General features: G+C 47.4%; 23 protein-coding genes. 10 read left to right on the top strand and 13 right to left on the bottom strand.

Annotation, left to right across the window (positions count from 1 at the left end):
- Positions 1-62 precede the first annotated feature (62 nt).
- Both IEX81_RS11195 and IEX81_RS11200 read right to left on the bottom strand, forming a co-directional pair.
- Entirely contained in the window at positions 63-284 is a 222-nt protein-coding gene (locus IEX81_RS11195) for a DUF951 domain-containing protein (RefSeq protein ID WP_188803328.1), read from the bottom strand.
- A gap of 82 nt (positions 285-366) precedes the next feature.
- Positions 367-1,749, bottom strand: a complete 1,383-nt coding sequence (locus IEX81_RS11200; protein WP_188803330.1) for a glycine--tRNA ligase — start codon at positions 1,747-1,749, stop codon at positions 367-369.
- A gap of 518 nt (positions 1,750-2,267) precedes the next feature.
- Between IEX81_RS11200 and yyaC the strand changes: the two genes are divergently transcribed.
- Positions 2,268-2,855, top strand: coding sequence for a spore protease YyaC (gene yyaC, locus IEX81_RS11205; RefSeq protein WP_188803332.1), 588 nt, complete (start codon positions 2,268-2,270; stop codon positions 2,853-2,855).
- A 294-nt stretch (positions 2,856-3,149) separates the two neighbouring features.
- Here yyaC and IEX81_RS11210 read toward each other — a convergent pair whose 3' ends face one another.
- The 11 genes from IEX81_RS11210 to rpmH form a co-directional block, all read right to left on the bottom strand.
- On the bottom strand, positions 3,150-4,010 hold the full coding sequence (locus IEX81_RS11210) for a ParB/RepB/Spo0J family partition protein (protein WP_188803334.1): 861 nt from the start codon (positions 4,008-4,010) through the stop codon (positions 3,150-3,152).
- Positions 3,991-4,764: a ParA family protein gene (locus IEX81_RS11215; RefSeq protein ID WP_188803336.1), complete on the bottom strand. Its 774-nt coding sequence runs from the start codon at positions 4,762-4,764 to the stop codon at positions 3,991-3,993. The genes IEX81_RS11210 and IEX81_RS11215 overlap by 20 nt, the downstream gene beginning before the upstream one ends.
- A gap of 131 nt (positions 4,765-4,895) precedes the next feature.
- Complete coding sequence (gene noc / locus IEX81_RS11220) at positions 4,896-5,756, bottom strand: nucleoid occlusion protein (RefSeq protein WP_188803339.1); 861 nt, start codon at positions 5,754-5,756, stop codon at positions 4,896-4,898.
- Between the two features lie 100 nt (positions 5,757-5,856).
- The gene (gene rsmG, locus IEX81_RS11225; protein ID WP_188803341.1) at positions 5,857-6,564 is read right to left on the bottom strand and encodes a 16S rRNA (guanine(527)-N(7))-methyltransferase RsmG; all 708 of its coding nucleotides are present in this window, start codon (positions 6,562-6,564) and stop codon (positions 5,857-5,859) included.
- Positions 6,565-6,585: 21 nt separating this feature from the next.
- The gene (mnmG, locus tag IEX81_RS11230; protein WP_188803343.1) at positions 6,586-8,475 is read right to left on the bottom strand and encodes a tRNA uridine-5-carboxymethylaminomethyl(34) synthesis enzyme MnmG; all 1,890 of its coding nucleotides are present in this window, start codon (positions 8,473-8,475) and stop codon (positions 6,586-6,588) included.
- A gap of 72 nt (positions 8,476-8,547) precedes the next feature.
- Positions 8,548-9,927, bottom strand: a complete 1,380-nt coding sequence (gene mnmE, locus IEX81_RS11235; RefSeq protein WP_188803345.1) for a tRNA uridine-5-carboxymethylaminomethyl(34) synthesis GTPase MnmE — start codon at positions 9,925-9,927, stop codon at positions 8,548-8,550.
- A gap of 358 nt (positions 9,928-10,285) precedes the next feature.
- On the bottom strand, positions 10,286-10,909 hold the full coding sequence (gene jag / locus IEX81_RS11240; RefSeq protein ID WP_188803347.1) for an RNA-binding cell elongation regulator Jag/EloR: 624 nt from the start codon (positions 10,907-10,909) through the stop codon (positions 10,286-10,288).
- On the bottom strand, positions 10,906-11,685 hold the full coding sequence (gene spoIIIJ / locus IEX81_RS11245) for a YidC family membrane integrase SpoIIIJ (protein WP_188803349.1): 780 nt from the start codon (positions 11,683-11,685) through the stop codon (positions 10,906-10,908). The genes jag and spoIIIJ overlap by 4 nt, the downstream gene beginning before the upstream one ends.
- Before the next feature lie 33 nt (positions 11,686-11,718).
- Positions 11,719-11,964, bottom strand: a complete 246-nt coding sequence (gene yidD / locus IEX81_RS11250; RefSeq protein ID WP_188803351.1) for a membrane protein insertion efficiency factor YidD — start codon at positions 11,962-11,964, stop codon at positions 11,719-11,721.
- Positions 11,965-11,966: 2 nt separating this feature from the next.
- A complete protein-coding gene (gene rnpA / locus IEX81_RS11255) occupies positions 11,967-12,320 on the bottom strand; it encodes a ribonuclease P protein component (protein WP_188803353.1) in 354 nt (117 codons plus the stop codon).
- A gap of 105 nt (positions 12,321-12,425) precedes the next feature.
- Positions 12,426-12,560, bottom strand: coding sequence for a 50S ribosomal protein L34 (gene rpmH, locus IEX81_RS11260; RefSeq protein ID WP_188803355.1), 135 nt, complete (start codon positions 12,558-12,560; stop codon positions 12,426-12,428).
- Between the two features lie 717 nt (positions 12,561-13,277).
- On the opposite strand from rpmH, the gene dnaA reads away from it, so the two are divergent.
- From dnaA to guaB, 9 genes are all read left to right on the top strand, one after another.
- Positions 13,278-14,702 (top strand): chromosomal replication initiator protein DnaA, encoded by a 1,425-nt coding sequence (gene dnaA, locus IEX81_RS11265; protein WP_188803357.1) that lies wholly within the window; start codon positions 13,278-13,280, stop codon positions 14,700-14,702.
- A 240-nt stretch (positions 14,703-14,942) separates the two neighbouring features.
- Positions 14,943-16,082, top strand: coding sequence for a DNA polymerase III subunit beta (dnaN, locus tag IEX81_RS11270; RefSeq protein WP_188803460.1), 1,140 nt, complete (start codon positions 14,943-14,945; stop codon positions 16,080-16,082).
- 43 nt (positions 16,083-16,125) lie between these two features.
- On the top strand, positions 16,126-16,347 hold the full coding sequence (gene yaaA / locus IEX81_RS11275; RefSeq protein WP_188803359.1) for a S4 domain-containing protein YaaA: 222 nt from the start codon (positions 16,126-16,128) through the stop codon (positions 16,345-16,347).
- A 14-nt stretch (positions 16,348-16,361) separates the two neighbouring features.
- Complete coding sequence (gene recF / locus IEX81_RS11280; RefSeq protein ID WP_188803361.1) at positions 16,362-17,486, top strand: DNA replication/repair protein RecF; 1,125 nt, start codon at positions 16,362-16,364, stop codon at positions 17,484-17,486.
- A gap of 6 nt (positions 17,487-17,492) precedes the next feature.
- On the top strand, positions 17,493-17,756 hold the full coding sequence (remB, locus tag IEX81_RS11285) for an extracellular matrix regulator RemB (RefSeq protein ID WP_188803363.1): 264 nt from the start codon (positions 17,493-17,495) through the stop codon (positions 17,754-17,756).
- 56 nt (positions 17,757-17,812) lie between these two features.
- A complete protein-coding gene (gene gyrB / locus IEX81_RS11290) occupies positions 17,813-19,732 on the top strand; it encodes a DNA topoisomerase (ATP-hydrolyzing) subunit B (protein WP_188803365.1) in 1,920 nt (639 codons plus the stop codon).
- Positions 19,733-19,823: 91 nt separating this feature from the next.
- A complete protein-coding gene (gene gyrA / locus IEX81_RS11295) occupies positions 19,824-22,352 on the top strand; it encodes a DNA gyrase subunit A (RefSeq protein WP_188803367.1) in 2,529 nt (842 codons plus the stop codon).
- Between the two features lie 36 nt (positions 22,353-22,388).
- On the top strand, positions 22,389-23,477 hold the full coding sequence (locus IEX81_RS11300) for an HD-GYP domain-containing protein (RefSeq protein WP_188803369.1): 1,089 nt from the start codon (positions 22,389-22,391) through the stop codon (positions 23,475-23,477).
- A 157-nt stretch (positions 23,478-23,634) separates the two neighbouring features.
- A complete protein-coding gene (guaB, locus tag IEX81_RS11305; RefSeq protein WP_188803371.1) occupies positions 23,635-25,101 on the top strand; it encodes an IMP dehydrogenase in 1,467 nt (488 codons plus the stop codon).
- The last annotated feature ends 39 nt before the right edge of the window (positions 25,102-25,140 follow it).

Raw genomic sequence — 25,140 nt, forward strand, 5'->3', positions numbered from 1 at the left:
AATCTTTTCAACTCCCCGGATCTTTCTGATCCATGTTTCGCATGATTCTGTAAAGAAATTATTTATTGACCGTCCTGTTCGCCGGCAGATCCATGTTCGGTGATTCTTTTAATTTTTCTCTGGAATTCTGTTCGCGGCATCATCACACTGTGGCCGCATCCGAGACACTTGATGCGGATATCGGCCCCCATTCTGATGATCTTCCACTGATTCGCGCCGCATGGGTGTGATTTTTTCATCTCAACGACGTCATTAATATCAAAGGCAATTCGAGGTTTCGTCATGCATCATTCCCCCTTCTTAGAGAATGCTCTGATCATCACCAAAAAACTACATGTACGGACGCCAAAGACACTGTTCGACGATTCAGAAGCTGATTTTTTCTCTTAGAAAATCCGTCAGCTCAGTAATAGGCAGACGGACCTGATCCATTGAATCACGGTCCCTGACGGTTACTTTTCCGTCATCCTTTGAATCAAAATCATAGGTAATACAGAACGGTGTGCCGGCTTCATCCTGCCTGCGGTATCTCTTGCCAATCGATCCTGTTTCATCGTAATCAACCATCCATTCTTTGGCCAGTTCCCGATAGATCGCCTGAGCTTCATCACCAAGCTTTTTTGAGAGCGGAAGAATACTTGCCTTGTAAGGAGCCAGCGCCGGGTGAAGATGAAGCACGGTGCGCTGATCATTGTCACTGATTTTCTGTTCCTCATAAGCGTCGGCCAGAAAGGCGAGCGTAACACGATCGGCACCGAGCGAAGGCTCGATCACATACGGAATATAGCGTTCATTCAGATTCTGGTCGATATACTGCAGATCCTGCCCTGATACTTCCATATGGCGGCGGAGATCGTAATCGGTTCTCGATGACAGACTGGACAATTCACCCCATCCGAACGGGAAGAGATATTCGATATCCGTCGTCGCGTTGCTATAATGCGGTAATTCCTCTTTTTCATGGTCACGCAGTCGAAGATTCTCTTCTTTGATATTCAGTGATTTCAGCCATTCGAAACCAAATGAGCGCCAATACTGAAACCATTTCCCGTCCTCGCCCGGTTTACAGAAGAATTCCAGTTCCAGCTGTTCAAATTCCCTCGTACGGAAAGTGAAATTTCCAGGCGTGATTTCATTCCGGAACGATTTACCAACCTGACCAATGCCAAAGGGGATTTTCTTTCGCATTGTCCGCTGCACATTTTTGAAATTCACAAAGATTCCCTGCGCCGTTTCCGGACGCAGATAGATTTCATCTTTTGCAGATTCCGTCACACCCTGATACGTTTTGAACATCAGATTGAACTGGCGGATTCCTGTAAAATCATGTTCCCCGCATTCAGGGCACTTGATCGCATGGGATTCAATCAGTTTTTCCATGGTGGCAAAATTCAGACCGTCCACCGGTCCCGGCAGCTCTTCCTTAGGAATATTGCTTTCAATGAGTTTATCAGCCCGAAAACGCGATTTGCACTTCTTGCAGTCAATCATTGGATCATTAAAATTCGTAATATGGCCCGAAGCTTCCCATGTTTTTGGATTCATCAGGATAGCCGCGTCCAGCCCGACATTGTACGGCGATTCCTGAACAAACTTTTTCCACCACGCTTTTTTAACATTGTTTTTCAGCTCCACACCAAGCGGACCATAATCCCACGTGTTTGCCAGACCGCCGTAGATTTCCGATCCCGGAAAGATAAATCCTCGCTGCTTCGCCAGATTAACAATTTGTTCCATTGTTTTGCTCATTTGCCAGACTCCTTTATTTTCAAAATAAATAAGCTCTCATCCGCTAGGCAACTGTGACCTAGGGACGAGAGCTTTTATCGGCTCACGCGGTTCCACCCTAATTGATGCGGACAATCCCGCACCCTCTTTAAAAAACTTCAGCTCGAGAATGCCTTCTTCAGGTACCGTTTTCAGGTTTCCACCCTCCCTGAATCTCTGTGTAACGGCCTCCCTGTTTACTCTTTTCTCTCATTGCCGGAAAAGCATTTATAAAACTTATTCTTACACTTTCTGTTACTTAGTATATCCCATTTTTCGGGAAAAGGACAGTAATTATTGTTTTTCCTTGGATGAAGCGACGGAAAAATCATTTAAATCCGCCGTCGCACATGCAGGTTCTTGAAAAGTTGCGGCCCGGACAGACGGAAACCCATGTATTGTCTGAGTCCTAGCCGATTAATGCCAATTTCCCCTGGCAACAGGTATAGATCTTCCAGATAGTCCGTATACTGTTAATACTTCTATAAGGAGCGGAAACTATGAATCTTAAACAGGAAAAACAGGCAGCGCATTATGAGGACAAAGTCTCGCACGCTTCAATTGTCAGAGCCATCCGGAGCTATCTGCCCTCGCCCGGGATAGATCCGCTCGTCATCGTTTGCATTGGAACGGACCGTTCTACGGGAGATTCACTTGGTCCGCTGGTCGGCACTTTTTTGCAGAAATATGCAATCCCTGATGCTTATATCTACGGCACCCTCGAAAAACCGGTGCATGCTGTAAATCTGCAGGATACTCTCAGGCTCGTCGAATCTTCCTACCGGAATCCTTTTATTATTGCGATCGACGCCTGTCTCGGCAAACAAAAGAACATCGGCATGATCTGTGTTTCCAAGGGGCCCGTTCTTCCGGGTGCAGGCGTAAACAAGAAACTCGTTCCCGTCGGGGACATCAACATCACCGGTATTGTCAATGTCAGCGGTTTTATGGAATACTCCGTACTCCAGAACACTCGGCTCAATATTGTCATGAATCTTTCGGAAGTGATCAGCCGCTGTCTTTATCTCGCAATTCTTTCTCGCGATAAAGCCGGACCGCTGTCAAAAATGCGCTTCAGCCATCAATAGCTAGTGACAAACCCTCACAATTGAATTGCGATCTTTCAGGCCCCTCTCTCTAGTCCGAAACAAAGCGCTCCAATCTTCCGAATCCCAATGGCGCCTACAGTAAAAACTGATGGATTCCGTTCCCGCTAGTAGAAAATTTGGCTTCGCCAAGCCTTAGTGCAGACGAAGCCTTAGTTGCGGGGGCCAGGATACCCCAATACAGAACATGCCGCAGGATGTGGTACTTTTGTCCAGCCGTTTATACTATAATCTTAAAAATTTTACATTTTTTATAGAATAAAAAGAAGACAGCCATTACGACTGTCCTTCTAGCAATTCAAGCAGTCGATTCAGGTCATCGGCTGAGTAGTAATCCAATTCAATTTTTCCTTTGTTTTTATCGGCCGCCTGCTTTATTTTTATGGAAGTACCGAACCGTTCGCGAAGTGTTTGGACTTTTTCTTTCAGCTCCGGTGGCATGATCCATTCCTTTTTCTTTAATGTTTCACGTGAAACATGATGATTCAGTTTCTGAATCAGTGTTTCAAGCTGACGGACGTTCATTTGTTCCTTAATGATCTTATCGACAACCTGGGGAACCTGCTTTCTGTCCTTCAAGCCAACAAGCGCGCGGCCATGCCCCATGGAAAGCTTCCCGTCTTCAATCAGTCCTTTGACAGCTTTATCAAGCTGCAATAAGCGTAGATGATTGGCAACATGCGGACGGCTTTTCCCAAGTTTCGCCGCCAGCTCTTCCTGAGTCAGATTTAGTTCGTCCATTAGTTTCCGGTAAGCCGATGCTTCTTCAATCGGATTTAAATCTTCCCGTTGAAGGTTCTCTATCAGAGCGATCTGCATCATTTCCTTATCGGAGAGTTCTCTGATAATGACCGGAACTTTTTTCTGACCGGCCATTTTGGCAGCCCGAAAACGGCGCTCACCGGTGATGATATCGTAACCTTTGATACTCTTTCTGACTACCAGAGGCTGAATCACTCCATGTTCTTTAATCGAGCTGGCCAGCTCTTCCAGTCCCTGTTCATCAAACTTTTTTCTGGGCTGATAAGGGTTTGTTCTGAGATCATTCAACTGGACATTTTCAACCGCATTCTCCTGTTCGTCGGAAAAAGCGGACGGGAAAAAGGCGTCGAGACCCTTACCTAATGCTTTGCTCACTCGTCATCACTTCCTTCGCAAAGTCAAGATAGACTTCAGCGCCCTTTGATCTGGAGTCATAAATAATGATCGGTTTTCCATGGCTTGGCGCTTCACTCAGGCGTACATTACGCGGAATCACTGTTTGAAAAACACGGTCCTGGAAATATTTTTTTACTTCCTGAATGACCTGAAGCCCAAGATTTGTTCTTGCATCAAGCATGGTCAGAAGCACACCCTCGATTGCTAATTGATGATTCAAATGTTTTTGCACGAGCCTCACTGTATTCAGTAACTGGCTGAGCCCTTCAAGCGCATAGTATTCACACTGAACCGGAATGATTACGGCATCCGCCGCTGTCAGGGCATTGATCGTCAGTAAACCAAGCGATGGCGGACAGTCTATGATTATAAAATCATATGAATCTTTGATTTTTTCCAGGGCGCGCTTCAGCCTGACTTCCCTCGAAATTGTAGGAACAAGTTCGATTTCTGCTCCCGCCAGCTGGATAGCGGAAGGAATCACATCCAGATTTTCAATGGCAGATCTTTTAATCACCTTCTGGATTTCCGTATCCTCCACTAGGACATCATAGATACATTCATCGACTTCCCCTTTATCCACGCCCGAACCGCTCGTCGCGTTTCCCTGAGGATCGATGTCAACCAGAAGCACTTTGCACCCCAGTGCTGCCATACAGGCGCTGAGATTGACCGCAGTTGTTGTCTTGCCTACGCCGCCCTTCTGGTTGGCGATCGCTAATATCTTGCTCACACCTTCACCTACTCTCAAACTTCGATCGCTATCTTTCATTCTACCATGAATTCTCCGATACCGGTTCATAATTCAATGATTTGAGCACAAAAAAAGGAGCCGCAATGAGGGCTCCTGAACGTGGCCTGTTCCTATTTCTTAGGAATACGTATCGTAAACTGGTAATACTCCCCCATATCTTCTTCACTTGTATCAATATCAAGCCCCGAATCCGATACCATATGCACCGACTGACGGATTGTATTTACCGCAATCCTTGAATCACGGCTCAGTGAGACACGCTTCGTTCGTTTTTCCTTTTCTTTCTTCACCGTCTCATTATTTTCCAGCATTTTCTTGATTCGGGTCTCAGTTTGCTTCACATTCAATTGTTTCTCAATAATTTCATGCAGCAATTTTTCCTGTTTTTCAGGATCTTTTAATATAATCAATGCTCTGGCATGCCGTTCCGTGATCTTTTTTTCAAGAATCGCGCTTTGCACGGATGTCGGGAGTTTCAGCAGCCGCAGTTTATTAGCAATTGTCGACTGGCCTCTTCCGAGTTGTTGGGCAAGACTTTCCTGCGTCAGTCCATGGATGTCTATTAATCTTGAATAAGCCATGGCTTCTTCAATAGCTGTCAATTCTTCACGCTGCAGATTCTCGATCAATGCGATTGAGGCGGTCTGATCATCATCAAACAATTTGACGATAGCCGGTATTTTTTCCCATCCTAAAGATGAAACGGCCCGCCAGCGCCGTTCACCCGCTATGATTTCAAAACGGTCTCCTAACGGACGGAGCACAATAGGCTGAATAACCCCATGTTCCTGAATCGTTTCGGCAAGTTCCTGAAGTTTTTCTTCATTAAAAACCGAACGGGGTTGATATTGGTTTGGAATAATTTTTGAAACCAAAATCTCCTGAACACGTTCGTCTTCGTTTTCCTGCGAATCATAGTTTGCATCCTCATCGCTGCTCTGACTAAAAATTTTAGAAAAAGGATGTTTCATCTTTCCGACACCACCTTTTTGCTGTCTGACCCTGATATTACTTCGCTTAAAAAATGATAAATCCTGCAGAAAAAGATCATCTGGTGTTCCACGTGAAACATTATAGCGGATTTTTTGCCGGAATACCCGGTTTTCTCGGGTACTTTTTTGGGGTCTCTCCGGTTTTCCTAATAAAGAAAAGGGTACGCTGACCGTCTTCCTGAGGAAGAACGAGCGAGACCTTTTTTTCCAGTTTCCCGCCTAATATATGAATAGCGTGATCAGCCTTATCCAGCTCTTCTTCTGCGTGTGCCCCTTTTAACGCGATAAACGTGCCGCCCGGTGAAACAAGGGGAAGACAGTATTCACTAAGCACCGAGAGATCGGCCACCGCACGGGCAGTCACAATATCGAAGCTTTCCCGTTTCCCCGGCCTGTGGGCAAAGATTTCTGCACGATCATGACAGAGTGTGACCTCCCGCATCTGAAGCGATTCAGTCAGAACCTGCAAAAAGGTCAAGCGCTTATTTAGAGAATCGACAATCGTCAGCTCAATTTCTGGAAACAGTATCTTCAACGGTATGCCCGGAAATCCGGCTCCTGAGCCGACATCACAGATTTTGAGCGGACCGCTGAAAGAAAAATAGAAACTTGGCGTGATTGAATCGTAAAAATGCTTGATTGCCACTTCCGTTTCATCTGTTATCGCCGTTAGATTCATTTTATTATTCCATTCAAGCAGTTTCTCATAATAAATATCAAATTGTTCTTTCTGGCTTTCAGACAGATGAACGTCCTGTTTCAAAAACATCTGTTCCAGCAGCTTCATAATATCCTCCATGAATAAAGATCAGCCCGTTTTTCTAGCAAGCTTTCCTTGTTCGAGATAAACGAGCAGAATAGCGATGTCACTCGGATTCACACCGGACACCCTCGATGCCTGTCCCACAGAAATCGGCTTGACTTTGCCCAGTTTCTGCCTGGCTTCCGTAGCCAGTCCATCGATTTGATCATAATCCAGATCCCGGGGGATTTTTTTCTTATCCATTCTTCTCATTTTCTCAACCTGCTCAAGCTGCTTATTAATATACCCTTCGTACTTCACCTGAATCTCCACCTGTTCACCGACTTCATCAGGAATTCCGGGATCTTCAGGGAGAAGAGCGGCAACGTCCCGGTAGCTCAGTTCCGGACGTTTCAGTAATCGATCCGCCTTCATCGGTTCCCTGATCGGAGCGGCTCCTCTGCTTTCAAGCAATGCCGCCGCCTCTTCAGAGGGTTTAATCGTTGTCACAGCGAAGCGCTCGCGTTCTTTTTCAATCTGCCGTTTTTTGACAAGGAACCTGCAATAGCGTTCCTCCGGTATCAGGCCGATGCGGTGACCCAATTCGGTAAGCCTGAGGTCGGCATTATCATGACGGAGAAGCAAGCGGTATTCAGCACGCGATGTCAATAAACGATAAGGTTCCTTTGTTCCCTTTGTCACAAGATCATCGATCAGAACACCGATATAGGCCTGTGAACGATCCAGTATCACGGGTTCCATGCCAAGCGCTCTTCTGGCGGCATTGATTCCCCCCATCAGGCCTTGTCCCGCCGCTTCCTCGTATCCTGAAGTTCCATTGATCTGTCCCGCCGTAAAAAGTCCCTGAACCTTCTTCGTCTCAAGAGAAGGCCAGAGCTGGGTCGGTACAATTGCGTCATATTCAATGGCGTAGCCGGGACGCATCATTTCCGCGTTTTCCAGTCCCGGAATCGTAGCAAGCATTTTCCGCTGAATTTCTTCCGGCATGCTTGTCGAGAGACCGTCCACATAAACTTCACTCGTTTCCTTGCCTTCCGGTTCCAGAAACAGCTGATGGCGGTTTTTGTCGCTAAAACGAACGATCTTGGTTTCAATGGATGGACAGTACCTTGGACCTGTTCCGACAATGACCCCCGAGTAGATCGGTGAGCGTCCGATGTTTTCATTAATGATTCTGTGGGTTTCCGGATTCGTGTAGGTCAGCCAGCAAGGAATCTGATCTTTCAGATACGCGGTCGTATCATAGGAAAAAGCAAGCGGAGCATCGTCGCCTGGCTGAATTTCCGTCTTCGAATAATCGATCGTCCGCCCGTTGACACGCGGCGGAGTGCCCGTTTTAAAACGGACAATATCAAAGCCGAGTGCACGCAGATCATCCGCCAGTTTGACAGAAGCCTGCATATTGTTAGGGCCGCTTTCGTATTGAAGTTCGCCGATGATGATTTTTCCTTTCAGATAGACACCTGTTGTTAAAACAACGGCTTTGGCACGATATTCCGCACCTGTTGCAACAACAACCCCTTTGCAGACCCCGTCTTCAACAATCAGTTTCTCGACCATTCCCTGACGGAGTGTCAGATTTTCCGTTTCCTCAATCGTTTTTTTCATCGCCCGCTGATAAAGCTGCTTATCGGCCTGAGCCCGCAACGCACGGACCGCCGGACCCTTTCTCGTGTTCAGCATCCGCATTTGAATATAAGTTTTATCAATATTATGACCCATTTCACCGCCGAGCGCATCAATTTCCCTTACAACGACACCTTTTGCCGGTCCCCCTACCGAAGGATTGCAGGGCATGAACGCAACGCCTTCAAGACTGATCGTTAGCATCAGTGTTCTAGCGCCCATTCTTGCCGCCGCAAGACCGGCTTCGACACCGGCATGACCGGCTCCGACAATGATGACGTCATAAGTGCCGGCTTGATATCTGTTCATTTTTTCATCCTCCTTTATCTAATGTCGTGAACATCTATTTTTAAACCGATCCATCCAAATACCGACCGGTTGTTATTTTCCAAGACAAAATTGTGAAAAAAGCTTGTTAATCAGACCGTCGGAAACAGAGTCCCCGATAATTTCTCCAAGAATATCCCACGCCCGCTTCACATCAATCTGAATGATATCCACAGGAAGCCCCTGTTCCGCAGCCGTGATGGCATCCGATAATGCCGACCTGGCCTGTTTCAATAAAGCAATGTGCCGTGTATTGGAAACATAAGTCTCCGCACGCGCCGCCACACCCCGGTCAAAGAAAAGTGATGCGATCATACTTTCTAATTCATCAATTCCTTTTTCCTGCAAAAGCGAGGTGCGAATGACGGGTCGGCCGGATGCGAGCCTCTGCAGTTCATCCGCCGAGACATGCGACGGGAGATCGGTCTTATTCAAAATAATGATTGTGTGCGCATCTCCGATCAGTTCAAAAAGCCTGCGGTCTTCCCCGGTCAATTTTTCATTGTTGTTAAGCAGCAGAAGGACAAGATCGGCCGACTTCAAGACAGCTTGCGACCGCTCGACGCCGATTTTCTCCACAATATCTTCCGTTTCTCTTATACCCGCAGTATCGACAAGTTTCAGCGGGACACCGCCGACATTGACATATTCCTCAATCACGTCGCGTGTCGTTCCCGGAATATCCGTCACAATGGCCTTATTCTCGTGAACGAGATGATTCAGCAAGGACGATTTGCCAACGTTGGGCCGGCCGATAATTACTGTGGACAACCCTTCCCGCAATATTTTTCCCTGTCCCGCCGTCGACAGGATTCTGTCAAGTTTTCCGGCAACTCGGGACGCTTTTTCGAAGAGCAGCTTTTCCGTCATGATCTCAGCATCGTCGTATTCCGGATAATCGATGTTCACTTCAACGGCGGCCAGAATATCGAGCAGTTCGTTCCGGAGTTCACGGACAAGAGCAGAAAGCTTTCCTTCCATTTGGCCCATAGCGACATTCAGGGCCCGGTCGGTTTTCGCCCGGATCAGATCCATCACGGCCTCGGCCTGGGAAAGATCAATTCTGCCGTTCAGAAAAGCCCTTTTGGTAAACTCACCGGGTTCTGCCATCCGTACATTCTGATCCAGAACGAGACCGAGTACTTTGTTGACGCTCACCAGACCGCCGTGACAATTGATTTCGACGACATCTTCCCGGGTAAACGTTTTTGGTTTCTTCATCACCGAAACCATTGCTTCCTCAACCACACGGCCGGTTTCCGGTTCAACGATTTTTCCATAATGAATCGTGTGGCTCCCGACTTTCGTCAGAGCCGCGCTCCCTCTGAATATTCGGTCCGCCGCCTGAATCGCTTCAGGCCCGCTGAGACGGACAATGCTGATCGCTCCCTCTCCGATTGGAGTCGACACGGCGGCAATTGTATCATAATCCAATTTTATCACCCCTTCCCTGAGAAGTCCTCTTTTCGTACCGGGATCGGTTATTCACGATATTTGCCCGGAATGTTGGCATCTATGGCCAAATATTATTGTTTATAAGAAAAACTTGGTGAAGCCTAGTCTTTGACGTCGGGCTGAGCCTTAGTTTTTCTTATACTAGACACCTCTAATCTTTTATTTTTTATACTTTCTTATTTGAATAAAAAGAAAGCTGATTTTTTTGTTCCTAACTAATCAGCCTATCATATTTTATTTTTCAAATAAAGCGGCGACTGTTCGGAAAAAAACGGCGAGTTAATGAAGAGCGAAAGAAAAAAGCGCGCAGATAAGCGCGTTTTTCTTTCACTGATCATTATTTATTTAAAGGGGCGACCGTCACATACCGGTGCGGCTCTTCGCCGAATGAAAAGGTTTCGATCAGGCTCTTTCCGGCAAGTTCCGAATGAATGATCTTCCGTTCAAAGGACGGCATCGGATCAAATCGGTAAGTTTTTTTGGTCTTCGCTACTTTTTCCGCTACACGATCGGCAAGGGAAATCAGAGCCAGCTTCCTCGTTTCCCGGTAATTCCCCACATCCAGCATCAGTGTCATCCGGTGGTCGGCATTTTTGTTGACGACAAGATTTGCCAGATACTGCAGAGCATTCAGGGTCTGTCCATGCTTCCCGATCAGCTGCGAAACATCATGTCCGACAAATTGACAGCGGCAGATTCGTCCGTTTTTGTCACTAACCTGAACATGCGCCGAAATCTCCATTTTTTCGATCAGATTCTTTAGAAAGTCAATTCCCGAGTCAAAGGGCGTTTTTTTTAAAGTTACTCTGACAAGCGCCTTTTTTGAACCGATTCCAAGAAAACCGGATCTCGGCCGCTCGACCACTATAATTTCCGCTTGATCGGCTGTCGCATTGAGTTCCTCGAGGGCAGAGGATATGGCCAGTTCAACCGTCTTTCCATATTTCGAAACTTCCCTCACTTTTTCTTAGCGCCTCCGGATTCCGTTCTTGCCTTTGTGACATCCCGTTTCTCATAAATAATATAGGTCTGGAATATCATGAAAATGTTTCCGACAACCCAGTAAAGAGCCAGAGCCGACGGGAAATACAAGGCGGGTATGGCAATCATCAGCGGGAATACATACATCATCATCGCCATTTGGGGATTGGAATTCCCCATTCTGCCCATCATAATCTTCTGTTGCAGGAACGTGGACAAAGCGGCAACAACCGGCAAAATATAGAAAGGATCCGGTGATCCGAGCTGAAACCACAAGAACGACTGTCCTTTGATTTCCTGCGTCCGCATAATGGCTTGATAAAATGCGAAAAGAATCGGCATCTGGATCAGCAGCGGCAGACAGCCTGAAAGCGGATTGACATTGTTCTCCTGAAAAAGTTTCATCTGCTCTTTTTGCAGCTTTTCCTGTGTTGCCCGATCTTTAGAGCTGTATTTTTCCTGCAAAGCTTTAATTTTCGGCTGGAGCTCCTGCATAGCCTGGGAGCTTTTCACTTGTTTCGCCATAAGCGGCAGCAGAACAAGACGGACGATCACCGTTGTAATGATGATGGCAATACCGTAGCTGTTCCAGAACATGTGGGCGACATAAATGATAAATTCAGAAAGCGGATAGACAAAGTACTTGCTCCAGAATCCCGTACTCTGGGCATTAATCGGCTGATTCACATTCGCACAGCCCGCCAGTAAAGCGGTCAGCAGAATAAAAATGCTCACAACAGCTGTTTTTTTGCGCAAAACGCTACCTCCTCAATCGGTCCGAACGATATTTTAATCATGCACGGTCTTTTTTTTGTCCGTGTCTTTTCCAGGAACAGGATCAAATCCGCCCGGATGAAAAGGCTGACATTTCAGCAGACGCATGAGGGTCAGCCAGCCCCCTTTAAAAACGCCAAACCTGTAAAATGCTTCCACGGCATATTGCGAGCAAGTGGGATAAAACCGGCAGGTCGAAGGTGTTAAGGGGGAGATAAATTTCTGATACAGTCGAATCAAAAAGATAAAGATATATTTCATCATTAATCGCCCTTATTGCCCGACATGGCACCAGCTTTTTTTAATACATGAATCAGACTGCCCTGCATCTCCTGGTAGGACATCGTTCGTACCGGAAGGCGCGAAATAACAATACAATCGTTGCCAAGTTCCAGTCTGTCCGATAATTCCCGAAAAATTTCCTTAACATATCTTTTGATATGGTTTCGCATAACGGCATTTCCCATTTTCTTGCTGACCGACAATCCGAGACGGGTATACGGCTGCCCGGGCTGTTTGAGCACGTAGATGACAAATTGACGATTGGCAAAAGACTTGCCCTTATCAAAAACCACCTGAAAATCCTTATTTTTTTTTAATCTTTTCAATGTCTTCATCTTGTCCCTCCACAATGGGACATATCTTAGTCATAGATAACATATCATTAACCTTGCAAACAAAGAGCTTGTGCAAAAAAGACCACTGTAGGTCTCACAGTGGCCTTATGCAGACAAAACTTTTCTTCCCTTGCGCCGGCGGTTCGCCAAAACCTTGCGGCCATTTGCCGTTGCCATACGGGCACGGAAACCATGCACCTTTTTTCTTCTGCGATTGTTAGGCTGAAAAGTACGTTTCAATGAATGTTACACCTCCTAGCGAAACAGGAAAAACCAATCTGCTTAATTATAAGGATTTACTGTCCAAAAGTCAAACGGAGCTCAGGGCTGTTTTCATTTTTATTCAGTCCACAAAAGCTGTGCATAATTATTTGCCGCAGATCGTTGTTTTCCACCAATTATCGACAGGTTTCTCACAAATTATCAAGCTGTGAACAACTTTTCTGTGCACATCCGCTCTACTGTGGATAACATTTACAAAACATTGCTTTGCCTGCGATTTTTTGATATGATCATACTGCTTTATTTGACTAAACGGTCTGTTTATCAACCGTTTTTCCACAGGCTGTGGATAAAAATGTGGACATTCATAAACACCCGTTCTTCCTTTTATCCACAACCCGGTGACTATTGTTGATGATTCTTTTTTTTATGACAAATTCAACCTCATTTACTTTTTCTTTTGTGGATAAATAGCTCGCGCAGCCTAACGGCAGAACGCGAGCCGCAAAGGCCGGGCAGTCCGTCGTGTGGTGCGGCGCTTGTTCCGGCCCTTTGCACTAGTTGTGCGATTTTTTTGTGCTTTCTTGTCGGCGCGACCAAAAAAAGAGAGCCCATTCATCGAGCGGCAGGCACGAATTCTGCCGCAGTACTCCACAGCCGGCCGATCAATTATTTTTTACGTCCTCTAAAGCACGAAAACATTATTCTATTTTTAAAAAGGGGGGCCGCCAGGCATTGAATAATCTTCAAGAAGTATGGAACCAGGCACTTGCGATCATAAAGAAAAAACTCAGCAAGCCCAGTTTTGAAACCTGGCTGAAAGAGACACAGGCGCAGTCAATAAACGGACAGACAGTCATCATCAGCGTCCCCAATGAATTTTCCCGTGACTGGCTGGAAGATCACTACTCCAGACTGATCTCCGATATTCTTTACGACATCACAGGTGTCCATTACAATGTCCAGTTTGTTATCCCGCAAAAAAGGTCCGGCGTGACCGAAAGCCCGAGTCCGCCGAAAACAAGAAAGAGTGATCCAATGAATCTCAGGCCGCAGAACGGCTATTCAGACAACCCCGGCCGTTTAAATCAAAGCACTCCGAGACGCATCGAAGAATTGAACAACAGCATGCTCAATTCTAAAAATACATTTGAAACATTTGTCATCGGTTCGGGAAACCGGTTCGCCCATGCCGCATCGCTTGCCGTGGCCGAAGCGCCTGCAAAAGCCTATAATCCGCTGTTCATCTACGGCGGTGTCGGCCTGGGAAAGACCCATCTGATGCACGCGATCGGGCATTATGTGATTGAGCACAACCCTGCCGCACGGGTTGTCTATCTTTCTTCCGAAAAATTTACGAATGAATTTATTAACTCGATCCGCGATAATAAAACCGTCGAATTCCGCAACAAATATCGAAGTGTGGATGTCCTTCTCATAGATGATATTCAGTTTCTTGCCGGGAAAGAACAGACTCAGGAAGAATTTTTCCACACTTTCAATGCCCTGCATGAAGAATATAAGCAGATCGTCATCTCAAGCGACCGGCCGCCAAAGGAGATTCCGACGCTTGAGGACCGGCTGCGTTCCCGTTTTGAATGGGGCCTGATCACGGATATTACGCCGCCCGATTTGGAGACGCGGATTGCGATTCTCCGGAAGAAGGCCAAAGCGGAAGGCCTCGATATCCCGAACGAAGTCATGATCTATATTGCCAATCAAATTGACACGAATATTCGTGAACTGGAAGGTGCGCTGATTCGCGTTATTGCCTTCTCGTCCTTAAATAATCAGGATATCAACGTGGATCTTGCCGCCGAGGCCCTGAAAGACATTATCCCTTCGTCAAAACCGAAGACAATTACGATACAGGATATACAAATGACCGTCGGCGAAGAATACGGGTTAAAGCTGGAGGATTTTTCTGCAAAGAAAAGAACAAAGTCGATTGCTTTTCCGAGGCAGATTGCCATGTATCTTGCTCGTGAACTCACAGACTACTCTCTTCCGAAAATCGGGGAAGAATTCGGCGGACGCGATCATACAACCGTTATCCATGCACATGAAAAAATAACGAAACAGCTTGCTTCCGATCGCGAGCTGCAGCAGAAAATCAACGGTCTCATCGACCGTCTCAAAGCGCCGATCAAGACGCAATGAACGCCTGAAAAATACGAATGATTCGTTCACAGGGGTGTGTATAAGTTCAACGACACGCCCCGGTTTTATTCACGGTTTATCTACATGTGAACAACCTGCGTTTTTCCGTTTCATCGCGGTTATCCACATGTTCACAAGTCCTATTACTGTTATGATTATTTTTAATTACTATTTATAAATATATTGGGGGCAAGAATCATGCAAGAAATGGAAGAAACCAATCAGAACACGACACTCGCAATGAAATTTACGGTGCAAAAAGATAAGCTGAGTGATGCCGTAAATCGTGTGATGAAAGCGATCTCCACGCGAACAACCATTCCGATCCTGACAGGTATCAAAATAACTGCCGGTTTGGACGGGATTACACTGACCGGCAGCAATTCAGATATTTCGATAAAATCTTTTATTCCTCTTGAAGAAAACGGCAGTGAAAATGTGGAAATTGATAAGGCAGGCAGCATTGTCCTTCCTTCCCGCCTTTTTTCCGAATTGGTTCGTAAACTCCCTGATGAACAGATATTAATTGAGGCGGACAGCCGTCTGATCGCAAAGATTACATCCGGAAAAGCCGAATTCAGCCTGAACGGATTGGATCCGGACGAATATCCGAATCTTCCGGTTATTAACGAAAAAGACGTTGTCAGTATAAGAAAGGATCTCTTAAAAGACCTGATCAGACAAACGATTTATGCGGTATCCGATTCGGAAACCCGTCCAGTGCTGACCGGTGTAAAATGGACGATCAAGGACGGCAGACTGGATTGCGTAGCCACCGACAGCCATCGTTTGGCGCAAAGATCCGTTTCAATCGAAAGCGTAAATGAAACGGAAGTTTTCAACATTGTGATTCCGGGAACAAGTTTAAACGAACTGTCGAAAATCCTCGATGACGATGATGAAAAAAATATTGATCTAGTCATTACTGCAAACCAGGTTCTTTTCAAAACACGTAATATGCAGTTTTATTCACGGCTTCTAGATGGAAATTATCCGGACACGAGCCGGCTTATTCCAAGCGACAGCAAAACAACGATGACGCTTTCGACAAAAGATCTTTATCACTCGATTGAACGTGCCTCGCTTCTAGCGAAGGAAGAGCGGAACAATGTCGTCAAATTGCGGGCCGACGGCGAGCAGGTCGAGATTTCATCTCAATCTGCGGAACTCGGCCGCGTTTTTGAAACGCTCAATACGGAAAAATTTGAAGGAGAAACCCTGCATATTTCCTTCAGCGCTAAATTCATGATGGATGCGCTGAGTAAAATTGATGCACAGAATGTCAGAATCTTTTTTACCGGGCCGATGCGGCCATTCATTATCCGTCCGATCGGCGACGAAGGGATTCTGATGCTGATTTTGCCGATCAGAACATTTTAACGGCCGGCACATGCCAATCATATTGCTGAAAAGAGGCGGAGAGATGAAGGAAGTAACGCTGGCTGAGAAAGAAGAATTTATTACACTTGGGCAGTTTCTCAAATATACAGGAACGATTCAGACGGGCGGCGGAGCCAAATTTTTTCTAATGAACAATGAAGTTTATGTGAATGGCGAGCGTGAGACGCGAAGAGGGAAAAAATTGCGCGAAGGCGATCGGATTAAAATTGCGAAAACGGGCGAATTTGTCATCGGCAGGCCGTAAGGGGGCACCCCAGCTTGAAACTGGAATCCATAGAATTGACAAATTATAGAAATTACAGCCATCTGTCGCTGTCCTTTTCTGATTCTGTCAATGTATTTCTGGGGGAAAATGCTCAGGGAAAAACCAATCTTCTGGAAGCGATCTATGTTTTGTCGATCGCCAAGTCTTCAAGAACCGCTCATGATAAAGATTTAATCAAATGGGATGAGGAATATGGTAAAATAAAGGGTAGAATAGCCAGACGTGGCGATACGGTCCCGATGGAACTCGTCATCTCAAAAAAGGGAAAAAAAGCAAAGGCAAATCACCTTGAAAAGCGCAGGCTGAGCGAATATGTGGGCATCTGCAATGTGGTCATGTTCGCTCCAGAGGATCTGAGCCTCGTTAAGGGCAGTCCCGCGGTCCGCAGACGTTTCATCGACATGGAGATAGGGCAGATTGCGCCTGTCTATATACATGTTTTGGGCGAATACCAGAAAGTGCTTCAGCAGAGAAACGCCCTGCTAAAAGATTTTTCACATCATGCCGCCAGCTCCGGCGCCCTGCTGGACATCCTGACTGAGAAACTGATCGATCTTGCTTCCGAAATTGTCGTACGCAGGCAGGCGTTTGTTTCCGAACTGAATGAATGGGCGACCGGAATCCATTCGGAAATCAGCCACGGCAGAGAGCGCCTCTCGGTTGCCTACCAATCCTCGGTCCGTGACGTATTAGAAAACTGTGAACGGTCAAAAATAGTAAAGGCTTACGAGAAGACTTATGAACGGCTGAAAAAGAGGGAGATTGAAAGAGGGCTTACGCTGATCGGTCCGCACCGTGACGATCTGCAATTCAGAATTAATGACCGCGATGTCCAGACATTCGGTTCACAGGGCCAGCAAAGAACGGCGGCTCTTTCGGTCAAACTTGCGGAGATCGAATTGATCAGGCACGAAGTGGGCGAATACCCGCTCCTTCTTCTGGATGACGTACTGAGTGAACTCGACGATATCAGGAAGACACATCTGCTTGGCGTGTTCAAGCAGAAGGTGCAGACTTTTGTTACGACGACATCCATTGCCGGGCTCGACCGGAGTTTATTGGATCGCGCGGCACTTTTTCAGATCCGACAGGGAAAAGTAGAATCATTGAAAGGCTGAGGGCCAATGTATGTCCACCTGGGAGAAGGGATGATCGTTGATTCCAGCGAAGTCATTGCTGTGTTTGATTATCAAACCATAAAAGACGCTGAAGCGAATCAGGCGGTTTTTGCCAGTCAGAAAAAAAATGGAGCCTGGGTACAGAATGCGGACCAGCCAATTAAATCTGTCATTTTGACAGAAAAAAGGTGGTATGTGTCCTCTTTCAGTTCTGCCACGATCAGGAAAAGGGCCGGATCGGCCTTCTCGCTTATGAAAGATCCGAAGTAAAAGCCGGGAAATAAAGGGTATTCTGTGTCAGATGACACCAAGTTAGGTGGGGTATGATGAAGGAACAACATGAATTGAACCAGTCTTATAACGCCAGCCAGATTCAGGTCCTTGAAGGACTTGAAGCCGTTAGAAAAAGGCCCGGCATGTATATCGGTACAACCGGAGAAAAAGGCCTGCATCACCTTGTATGGGAAATCGTCGATAATTCAATTGACGAAGCGCTTGCCGGTTACTGCAGCCATATTCAGGTAATTATCGAGAAAGACGGCGGTATCACCGTAATGGATGACGGCCGGGGTATTCCTGTCGACATTCAGAAGAAAGTCGGCCGGCCCGCGGTTGAAGTCATCATGACCGTTCTCCATGCAGGCGGAAAGTTCGGCGGCGGCGGTTATAAGGTGTCCGGCGGTCTTCACGGTGTCGGTGCGTCGGTGGTTAATGCGCTGTCGACAACAATGTGGGTGAAAGTCTACCGTAACGGACACGTGTACTATCAAGAATACCATCGCGGCAAACCGGCTGAGGATCTGAAGGTGATCGGAGACGCCGATCGTACAGGAACGACGACCCACTTTATTCCCGATCCCGAGATTTTCAAAGAAACCACTCATTTCGATTATGATACGCTTCGCATCCGAGTCAGGGAGCTGGCTTTTCTAAATAAAAATATTCGTATTTCGATTGAAGATAAACGGGAGAAAGACAGAAAAGAAACCTTCCATTTTGAGGGCGGTATCCGTTCCTACGTTGAATTTCTCAATCGTTCGAAAGAAGTTCTTCATCAGCCGATCGATCTTGAAGGAGAGAAGGACGGAATCAGGGTTGAAATTGCGCTGCAGTACAACAACGGCTTTTCAAGCCAGCTTTATTCCTTTGCCAATAACATTCATACCCATGAAGGCGGGTCGCACGAATACGGCTTCAAGATTGCTCTGACCAGGGTGATCAATGACTATGCGAAAAAAAATCAGCAGATGAAGGCCAGCGACCCGAATTTAACGGGCGAAGATGTCCGTGAAGGCCTGACAGCCATTGTCTCAATCAAGCATCCGGATCCGCAGTTTGAGGGACAGACAAAGACCAAGCTCGGGAATCCGGAAGTACGGGCGATCACCGATTCGATGTTTTCCGAGTCTTTTTCCAGATATTTGTATGAAAATCCGGATATCGCGCGGATGATTGTCGAAAAAGGGATGGTCGCGGCGCGGGCGCGCTCGGCTGCGAAAAAGGCGCGGGAACTAACACGACGGAAGAGCAGTCTGGAAAGTTCGTCGCTTCCCGGCAAACTTGCGGACTGCACGTCCAGGGATGCCAGTATTTCGGAACTCTACATCGTCGAAGGAGATTCAGCCGGCGGCTCGGCCAAGCAGGGGCGTGACCGGATGTTTCAGGCGATTCTACCGCTGCGCGGTAAAATTCTCAATGTAGAAAAAGCGAGACTGGACAAAGTACTATCCAACGCTGAAATCCGGGCGATGATTACGGCGCTGGGTACCGGGGTCGGCGAGGAATTCAAACTGGAAAAAGCAAGATATCACAAAATCATTATTATGACGGACGCCGACGTTGACGGTGCGCATATCCGCACTTTATTGTTAACGTTCTTCTACCGGTTTATGCGGCCGCTCCTGGAGAACGGTTATGTCTACATTGCCCAGCCGCCGCTGTATCGCGTGCAGTATGGCAAAACGCTGAAATATGCGTACAATGACCGTGAGCTTGAGAAGATTCAGACGGAACTTCCGGAAAACGTGAAACCGGCTCTGCAGCGCTATAAAGGTCTCGGGGAAATGAATCCCGAGCAGCTATGGGAGACGACTATGGATCCGGACAACCGCCTTGTACTCAAAGTCAATTTGGAAGACGCCATTGAGGCTGACCAGATTTTCGAAATGCTGATGGGCGACAGGGTGGAACCGAGATACGATTTTATTCAGGAAAATGCCCATTTTGTACAAAACCTGGATGTCTGATATTCTGATCCGGCTGCGATGCCGATCATTTCGGGAATCAGGAAGAATAACAGCAGGAAATGCGGTTTTACTTAAGTAAGGAGGAAGAAAGATGGCAGAGCAAGACGAATCAAGAGTCAGGCCGGTCGATATCGGTCATGAAATGCGCACCTCTTTTCTTGACTATGCGATGAGTGTCATCGTCAGCCGTGCGCTCCCCGATGTGCGTGACGGACTCAAGCCGGTTCACCGGCGAATTCTGTTCGCAATGAACGAACTGGGGATCACTGCCGACAAAGCATACAAGAAATCGGCGAGAATTGTCGGTGAAGTGATCGGCAAGTACCATCCTCACGGCGATGCCGCAGTCTATGAATCAATGGTGCGTATGGCTCAGGATTTCAGCTTTCGCTATGAACTTGTGGACGGCCATGGAAACTTCGGATCGGTCGACGGGGATCCTGCGGCGGCGATGCGTTATACGGAAGCAAGGATGTCGAAAATATCGATGGAAATGGTCCGTGACATCCGCAAAGACACGATTGATTTCCAGGATAACTATGACGGATCGGAACAGGAGCCGGCGGTTCTGCCATCGCGCTTTCCAAATCTGCTCGTAAACGGAGCTTCCGGGATAGCTGTTGGCATGGCAACCAATATTCCGCCGCATCAGCTCGGCGAAGTCATTGATGCCGTCCTGGCACTCAGCAAGAATCCGGAAATCAGTGCCGATGAACTGATGCACTATATCCCGGGGCCTGATTTTCCGACCGGCGGCCTGATCCTTGGACGTGAAGGGATCAAACGCGCCTACCGTTCGGGACGCGGATCGATTATCGTACGGGCTAAGGTTGAGATTGAGCAGCATCCGAGCGGAAAAGAAAGTATTGTCGTCACCGAGCTGCCCTATCAAGTCAATAAAGCGAAACTGATCGAACGCATTGCCGATTTGGTCAAGGAGAAAAAGATCGACGGGATTACCGATCTGCGCGATGAGTCGGACCGGCGCGGGATGCGGATGGTTATTGAAGTACGCAAGGATGCGAATGCCAACGTCCTTCTGAACAACCTGTACAAGCATACCGGCCTGCAGACAAGTTTCGGAATTAATCTCCTTGCGCTTGTCGATGGAAGGCCCCGTGTCCTGACGTTGAAAGAATGCCTGCACTACTATCTGGCTCATCAGGAGACGGTGATCCGCCGGAGGACGAGCTTCGAACTGAAGAAGGCGGAAGCAAGAGCCCACATTCTCGAAGGTCTGCGGATCGCCCTGGATCATCTGGATGAGGTCATTACGTTAATTCGAAACTCGAAAACAGCGGATATTGCCCGAAGCGAGTTAATGGAAAACTTTGCACTCACTGAGGAGCAGGCACAGGCGATTCTAGATATGCGCCTGCAAAGACTGACCGGTCTCGAACGGGAAAAGATCGAACAGGAATATGCTGAACTCGTTCAGAAAATCGCTGAATTGAAAGCCATTCTTGCCGATGAGCAGAAGGTTCTGCACATTATCCGGAAAGAGCTGCGAGAAATCAAAGAAAAATTCAATGACACCCGCCGAACGGAAATCACTGTCGGAAGCAACCTGATTGAAGATGAAGATCTGATTGAGCGGGAAGACGTTGTCATCACGGTTTCTCATAAAGGCTATGTAAAGCGCATGCCCGTTGCCGCTTATAAAAGCCAGAATCGCGGCGGACGGGGCATTCAGGGTATGGGTACCAACGAAGACGATTTTGTCGAACATCTTTTTCAGACGACAACGCATCATCATGTGCTCTTTTTTACAAACAAGGGCAGGGTATTTCAGCTTAAAGGCTATGAAATTCCTGAGCTGGGCAGAACGGCGAAGGGAATCCCGATCATCAATCTGATACAGATAGAAAAAAATGAATATATCACGGCGTTTTTCCCTGTCGAAGACTTTGACGACACACATTATCTTGTTTTTCTGACGAGAAAGGGTATAACGAAACGTTCCCCACTCTCCGACTTTTCGAATATCAGAAAAGGTGGCCTGTTTGCCATCACGGTGCGTGATGAAGACGAATTAATCGCCGTTCGCCTGACAGACGGAAAAAGAGACCTGATCGTCGGTACGAAAAAGGGGATGGCCATTCGCTATAGCGAAAAGGATGTTCGCTCAATGGGCAGAACCGCGGCCGGCGTCAAGGCGATTACGTTGGAGGCGGGAGATGAAGTGGTCGGAATGGGCATTGTCGGTGATGACAGCGACGTGCTGATCGTTACGGAAAAAGGGTTCGGCAAACGCACCGCCTGCAGTGAATACCGCAAACAGACACGTGGCGGCAAGGGCCTAAAGACTTGCAATATTACGGAAAAAAACGGCAATCTGGTTGCTCTGCGGACGGTTGAAGAAGACGAGGATCTGATGATCATGACCGCGAACGGTGTCATTATCAGGATGCCGGTCTCCGGGATTTCAAAGTTAGGAAGAAATACAATGGGTGTCACCCTTATCCGTGTCGATGAAGGAGACAGCGTGTCTACCATTGCCCGTATCCAAAAAAGCGAAGTGGACGATGGGGATGCATTGCAGAAAGAAGATTTAAATGACGACAGAAAAAAAGAAGAGACACCATCGGAAGGACAGCGGCAACAGAACAGTGAACCTTAATCTTCTAATTTGCAGGAGAATGTGAGGAAAAACAGAATGCTGTTGAAAGCGAGCGTACTGAAAGCAGGTTATGTGCTGAAAAAAGATGTTTACGCTAAATCCAACAAGCCGCTGATTCGTTCGGGCACCGTTCTAAAGGACGTGCATATTGCATTCCTTAAGGCATTCCTGATCGACAGCGCAGAAGTGGAAACAAAAACGGCTTCGGGCCAGACCATACATGCCGCCGAGGAGAAAACGGAAAAAGCCGCAGAGACCTTCGATCCGTCGGAAATGAAGGTCGATTCTTCAAATGGAAACTATCAGATGGCTGTTTCCGCCTACAACTCATTTTTTAAACAGTGGCAATCCGGTTCGGGAATTAATATTGGAGAGTTCAGGAGAGCCGTGATGCCGCTTCTCGCCGACTCTCTTAATGATCCGATCTGGATTGCCCGTTTTTTTCTGAAACGGACAATGATTCGAAGCGGAGCGGACCGAAGCGTTGCCATGGGGCTGCTTTCGGCTTTTCTTGGAAAAAAACTCAGTTTCTCTCAGGGAGACATCTATCAGATCGGGCTCGCAGGAATGCTTGCTGATTGCGGTCTGGCCAAACTGCCGCCCTCTGTCCTGAATAAAAAGGAAAATGATGCGGGCAATGAACGGTCGCTGTATGAAAGACACGTCACGGACAGCTATAAAATGCTGAAAGGTGTTCCGAGCTTGACGGAAGAAGCCATGCTCGCCGTCATTCAGCATCACGAACGGGAGGACGGAAGCGGCTACCCGCTCCGGTTAAATGGCGAACGGCTCAGCCGTTCCGGCAAAATACTGGCAGTCTGTGACCGTTTTCTTCATTATGCTGCAGCATGTCCGGAAAACGGGTGGCCGGTCCGGATACTTGACCGTCTCATTGAGGGTTCCTACGGAAAATTGTCCGGATATCTTTTGGAGAAGTTTTGTAATGAAGTGATGACTCTTTTTATCGGCTCTGAAGTCATGCTGTCGGATGGCCGGAGGGGGAAGATCGTCTTCATTCCCGCTAAATCATCAGCGACGCGTCCGCTCGTCCGTCTGGAAAATAATCAGGTGATCGACCTTTCCGGAAACAAGCTTCTTGGTATAGACCAGATTGTAACCGGATAGTTACACCTCTTTCGGACGCCGGAAATCCGTTAAATCGGCAGCCGTTATTAGAAAAGTATAACTTCGTTTGGTCTTCTTGACAGCCGTTTGTCCAATTGATAAGCTAACAATAAAATTTTTGGGTAGTGAAGACAATCATCTATGGGGGTAAACGTTAATGCGAGAAGACAAATTTGTAAAAGAATCACTGACCTTTGATGACGTATTGCTGATCCCTGCAGCATCCGAAATCCTGCCCCGGGATGTCTCTGTAAAAACCGCGCTGACCAATGCGCTTAAACTGAACATCCCGATTATCAGTGCCGGAATGGATACAGTTACCGAGGCGGCTATGGCGATCGCTATGGCCAGGCAGGGCGGCATGGGCGTAATTCATAAGAATATGTCGATTGAGGAGCAGGCGGAACAAGTCGATAAAGTCAAAAGATCCGAAAGCGGCGTCATCACGAATCCTTTCTCTTTGACTCCTGACGACCAGATTTTTGATGCGGAACACCTGATGAACAAATATCGTATTTCGGGTGTCCCGATTGTCGACAACAAAAGAGATCAGCACCTGGTCGGTATTTTGACAAACCGCGATATGCGGTTTGTCAAGGATTACTCGTCGAGAATCGGCGATATGATGACTAAGGACAATCTGATCACGGCACCGGTCGGCACGAGTCTTGGCGAGGCGGAAGAGATACTGAACCGCCACCGCATTGAGAAACTGCCGCTTGTTGACCAGAACGGCGTCTTAAAAGGGCTGATTACAACCAAGGATATTGAGAAAGTCGTTGAATTTCCCAGCTCAGCGAAGGACAAACATGGCAGACTGCTTGTCGCAGCGGCAGTCGGCGTGACTTCGGACGCTTTGGTTCGTGTTGAAAAACTCGTTGAAGCAGGCGCAGATGCGATTGTCATTGATACGGCACACGGGCACTCCAAGGGCGTTCTGGAAAAAGTCGCGGAAATCCGTAAAAAATATCCGAAAGTCAGCCTGGTTGCCGGAAATGTAGCCACCCCTGAAGGTACAAAGGCACTGATCGATGCCGGCGTAGATGTGGTCAAGGTCGGTATTGGACCGGGGTCAATTTGTACAACCCGCGTTGTCGCTGGAGTCGGTGTTCCGCAGATCACGGCCGTCTATGATTGCGCCAATGAAGCGGACAAGCATGGAATTGCTATTATTGCCGACGGTGGAATCAAATATTCGGGAGACATTGTGAAGGCACTTGCGGCGGGCGGCAGCGCAGTCATGCTGGGCGGACTGCTGGCCGGCGTCGACGAAACGCCGGGCGAGACTGAAATTTATCAGGGCCGGCAATTTAAAGTCTATCGCGGAATGGGCTCGGTAAGCGCAATGGAACATGGCAGCAAAGACCGTTATTTTCAGGAAAATCAGAAGAAACTTGTTCCCGAAGGTATTGAAGGACGTGTTCCTTACAAAGGAAAGCTGGCGGATACTATCTACCAGCTGATCGGCGGGCTGAGGTCAGGCATGGGGTATTGCGGAACGCCGACCATAGAGGATTTGCGTAATCAGGCCAGATTTACAAGAATTACCAACGCCGGTTTGCTGGAAAGCCATCCTCATGACGTGCAAATTACGAAAGAAGCACCGAACTATTCTATTAAATAATATTATTTTTTACGGGACGAGTTGTTTCGCCTCGGTTTT

It is taken from the genome of Sporolactobacillus putidus (assembly GCF_014647035.1).
Lineage (GTDB): Bacteria > Bacillota > Bacilli > Bacillales > Sporolactobacillaceae > Sporolactobacillus > Sporolactobacillus putidus.

Bases quoted from the DNA above. Each gene is read 5' to 3' on its own strand.
- IEX81_RS11195 (WP_188803328.1), bottom strand. From the start codon at position 284: ATGACGAAACCTCGAATTGCCTTTGATATTAATGACGTCGTTGAGATG.
- IEX81_RS11200 (WP_188803330.1), bottom strand. From the start codon at position 1,749: ATGAGCAAAACAATGGAACAAATTGTTAATCTGGCGAAGCAGCGAGGA.
- yyaC (WP_188803332.1), top strand. From the start codon at position 2,268: ATGAATCTTAAACAGGAAAAACAGGCAGCGCATTATGAGGACAAAGTC.
- noc (WP_188803339.1), bottom strand. From the start codon at position 5,756: ATGAAACATCCTTTTTCTAAAATTTTTAGTCAGAGCAGCGATGAGGAT.
- rsmG (WP_188803341.1), bottom strand. From the start codon at position 6,564: ATGAAGCTGCTGGAACAGATGTTTTTGAAACAGGACGTTCATCTGTCT.
- mnmG (WP_188803343.1), bottom strand. From the start codon at position 8,475: ATGAACAGATATCAAGCCGGCACTTATGACGTCATCATTGTCGGAGCC.
- yidD (WP_188803351.1), bottom strand. From the start codon at position 11,964: ATGAAATATATCTTTATCTTTTTGATTCGACTGTATCAGAAATTTATC.
- rnpA (WP_188803353.1), bottom strand. From the start codon at position 12,320: ATGAAGACATTGAAAAGATTAAAAAAAAATAAGGATTTTCAGGTGGTT.
- dnaN (WP_188803460.1), top strand. From the start codon at position 14,943: ATGAAATTTACGGTGCAAAAAGATAAGCTGAGTGATGCCGTAAATCGT.
- yaaA (WP_188803359.1), top strand. From the start codon at position 16,126: ATGAAGGAAGTAACGCTGGCTGAGAAAGAAGAATTTATTACACTTGGG.
- remB (WP_188803363.1), top strand. From the start codon at position 17,493: ATGTATGTCCACCTGGGAGAAGGGATGATCGTTGATTCCAGCGAAGTC.
- gyrB (WP_188803365.1), top strand. From the start codon at position 17,813: ATGAAGGAACAACATGAATTGAACCAGTCTTATAACGCCAGCCAGATT.
- gyrA (WP_188803367.1), top strand. From the start codon at position 19,824: ATGGCAGAGCAAGACGAATCAAGAGTCAGGCCGGTCGATATCGGTCAT.
- IEX81_RS11300 (WP_188803369.1), top strand. From the start codon at position 22,389: ATGCTGTTGAAAGCGAGCGTACTGAAAGCAGGTTATGTGCTGAAAAAA.
- guaB (WP_188803371.1), top strand. From the start codon at position 23,635: ATGCGAGAAGACAAATTTGTAAAAGAATCACTGACCTTTGATGACGTA.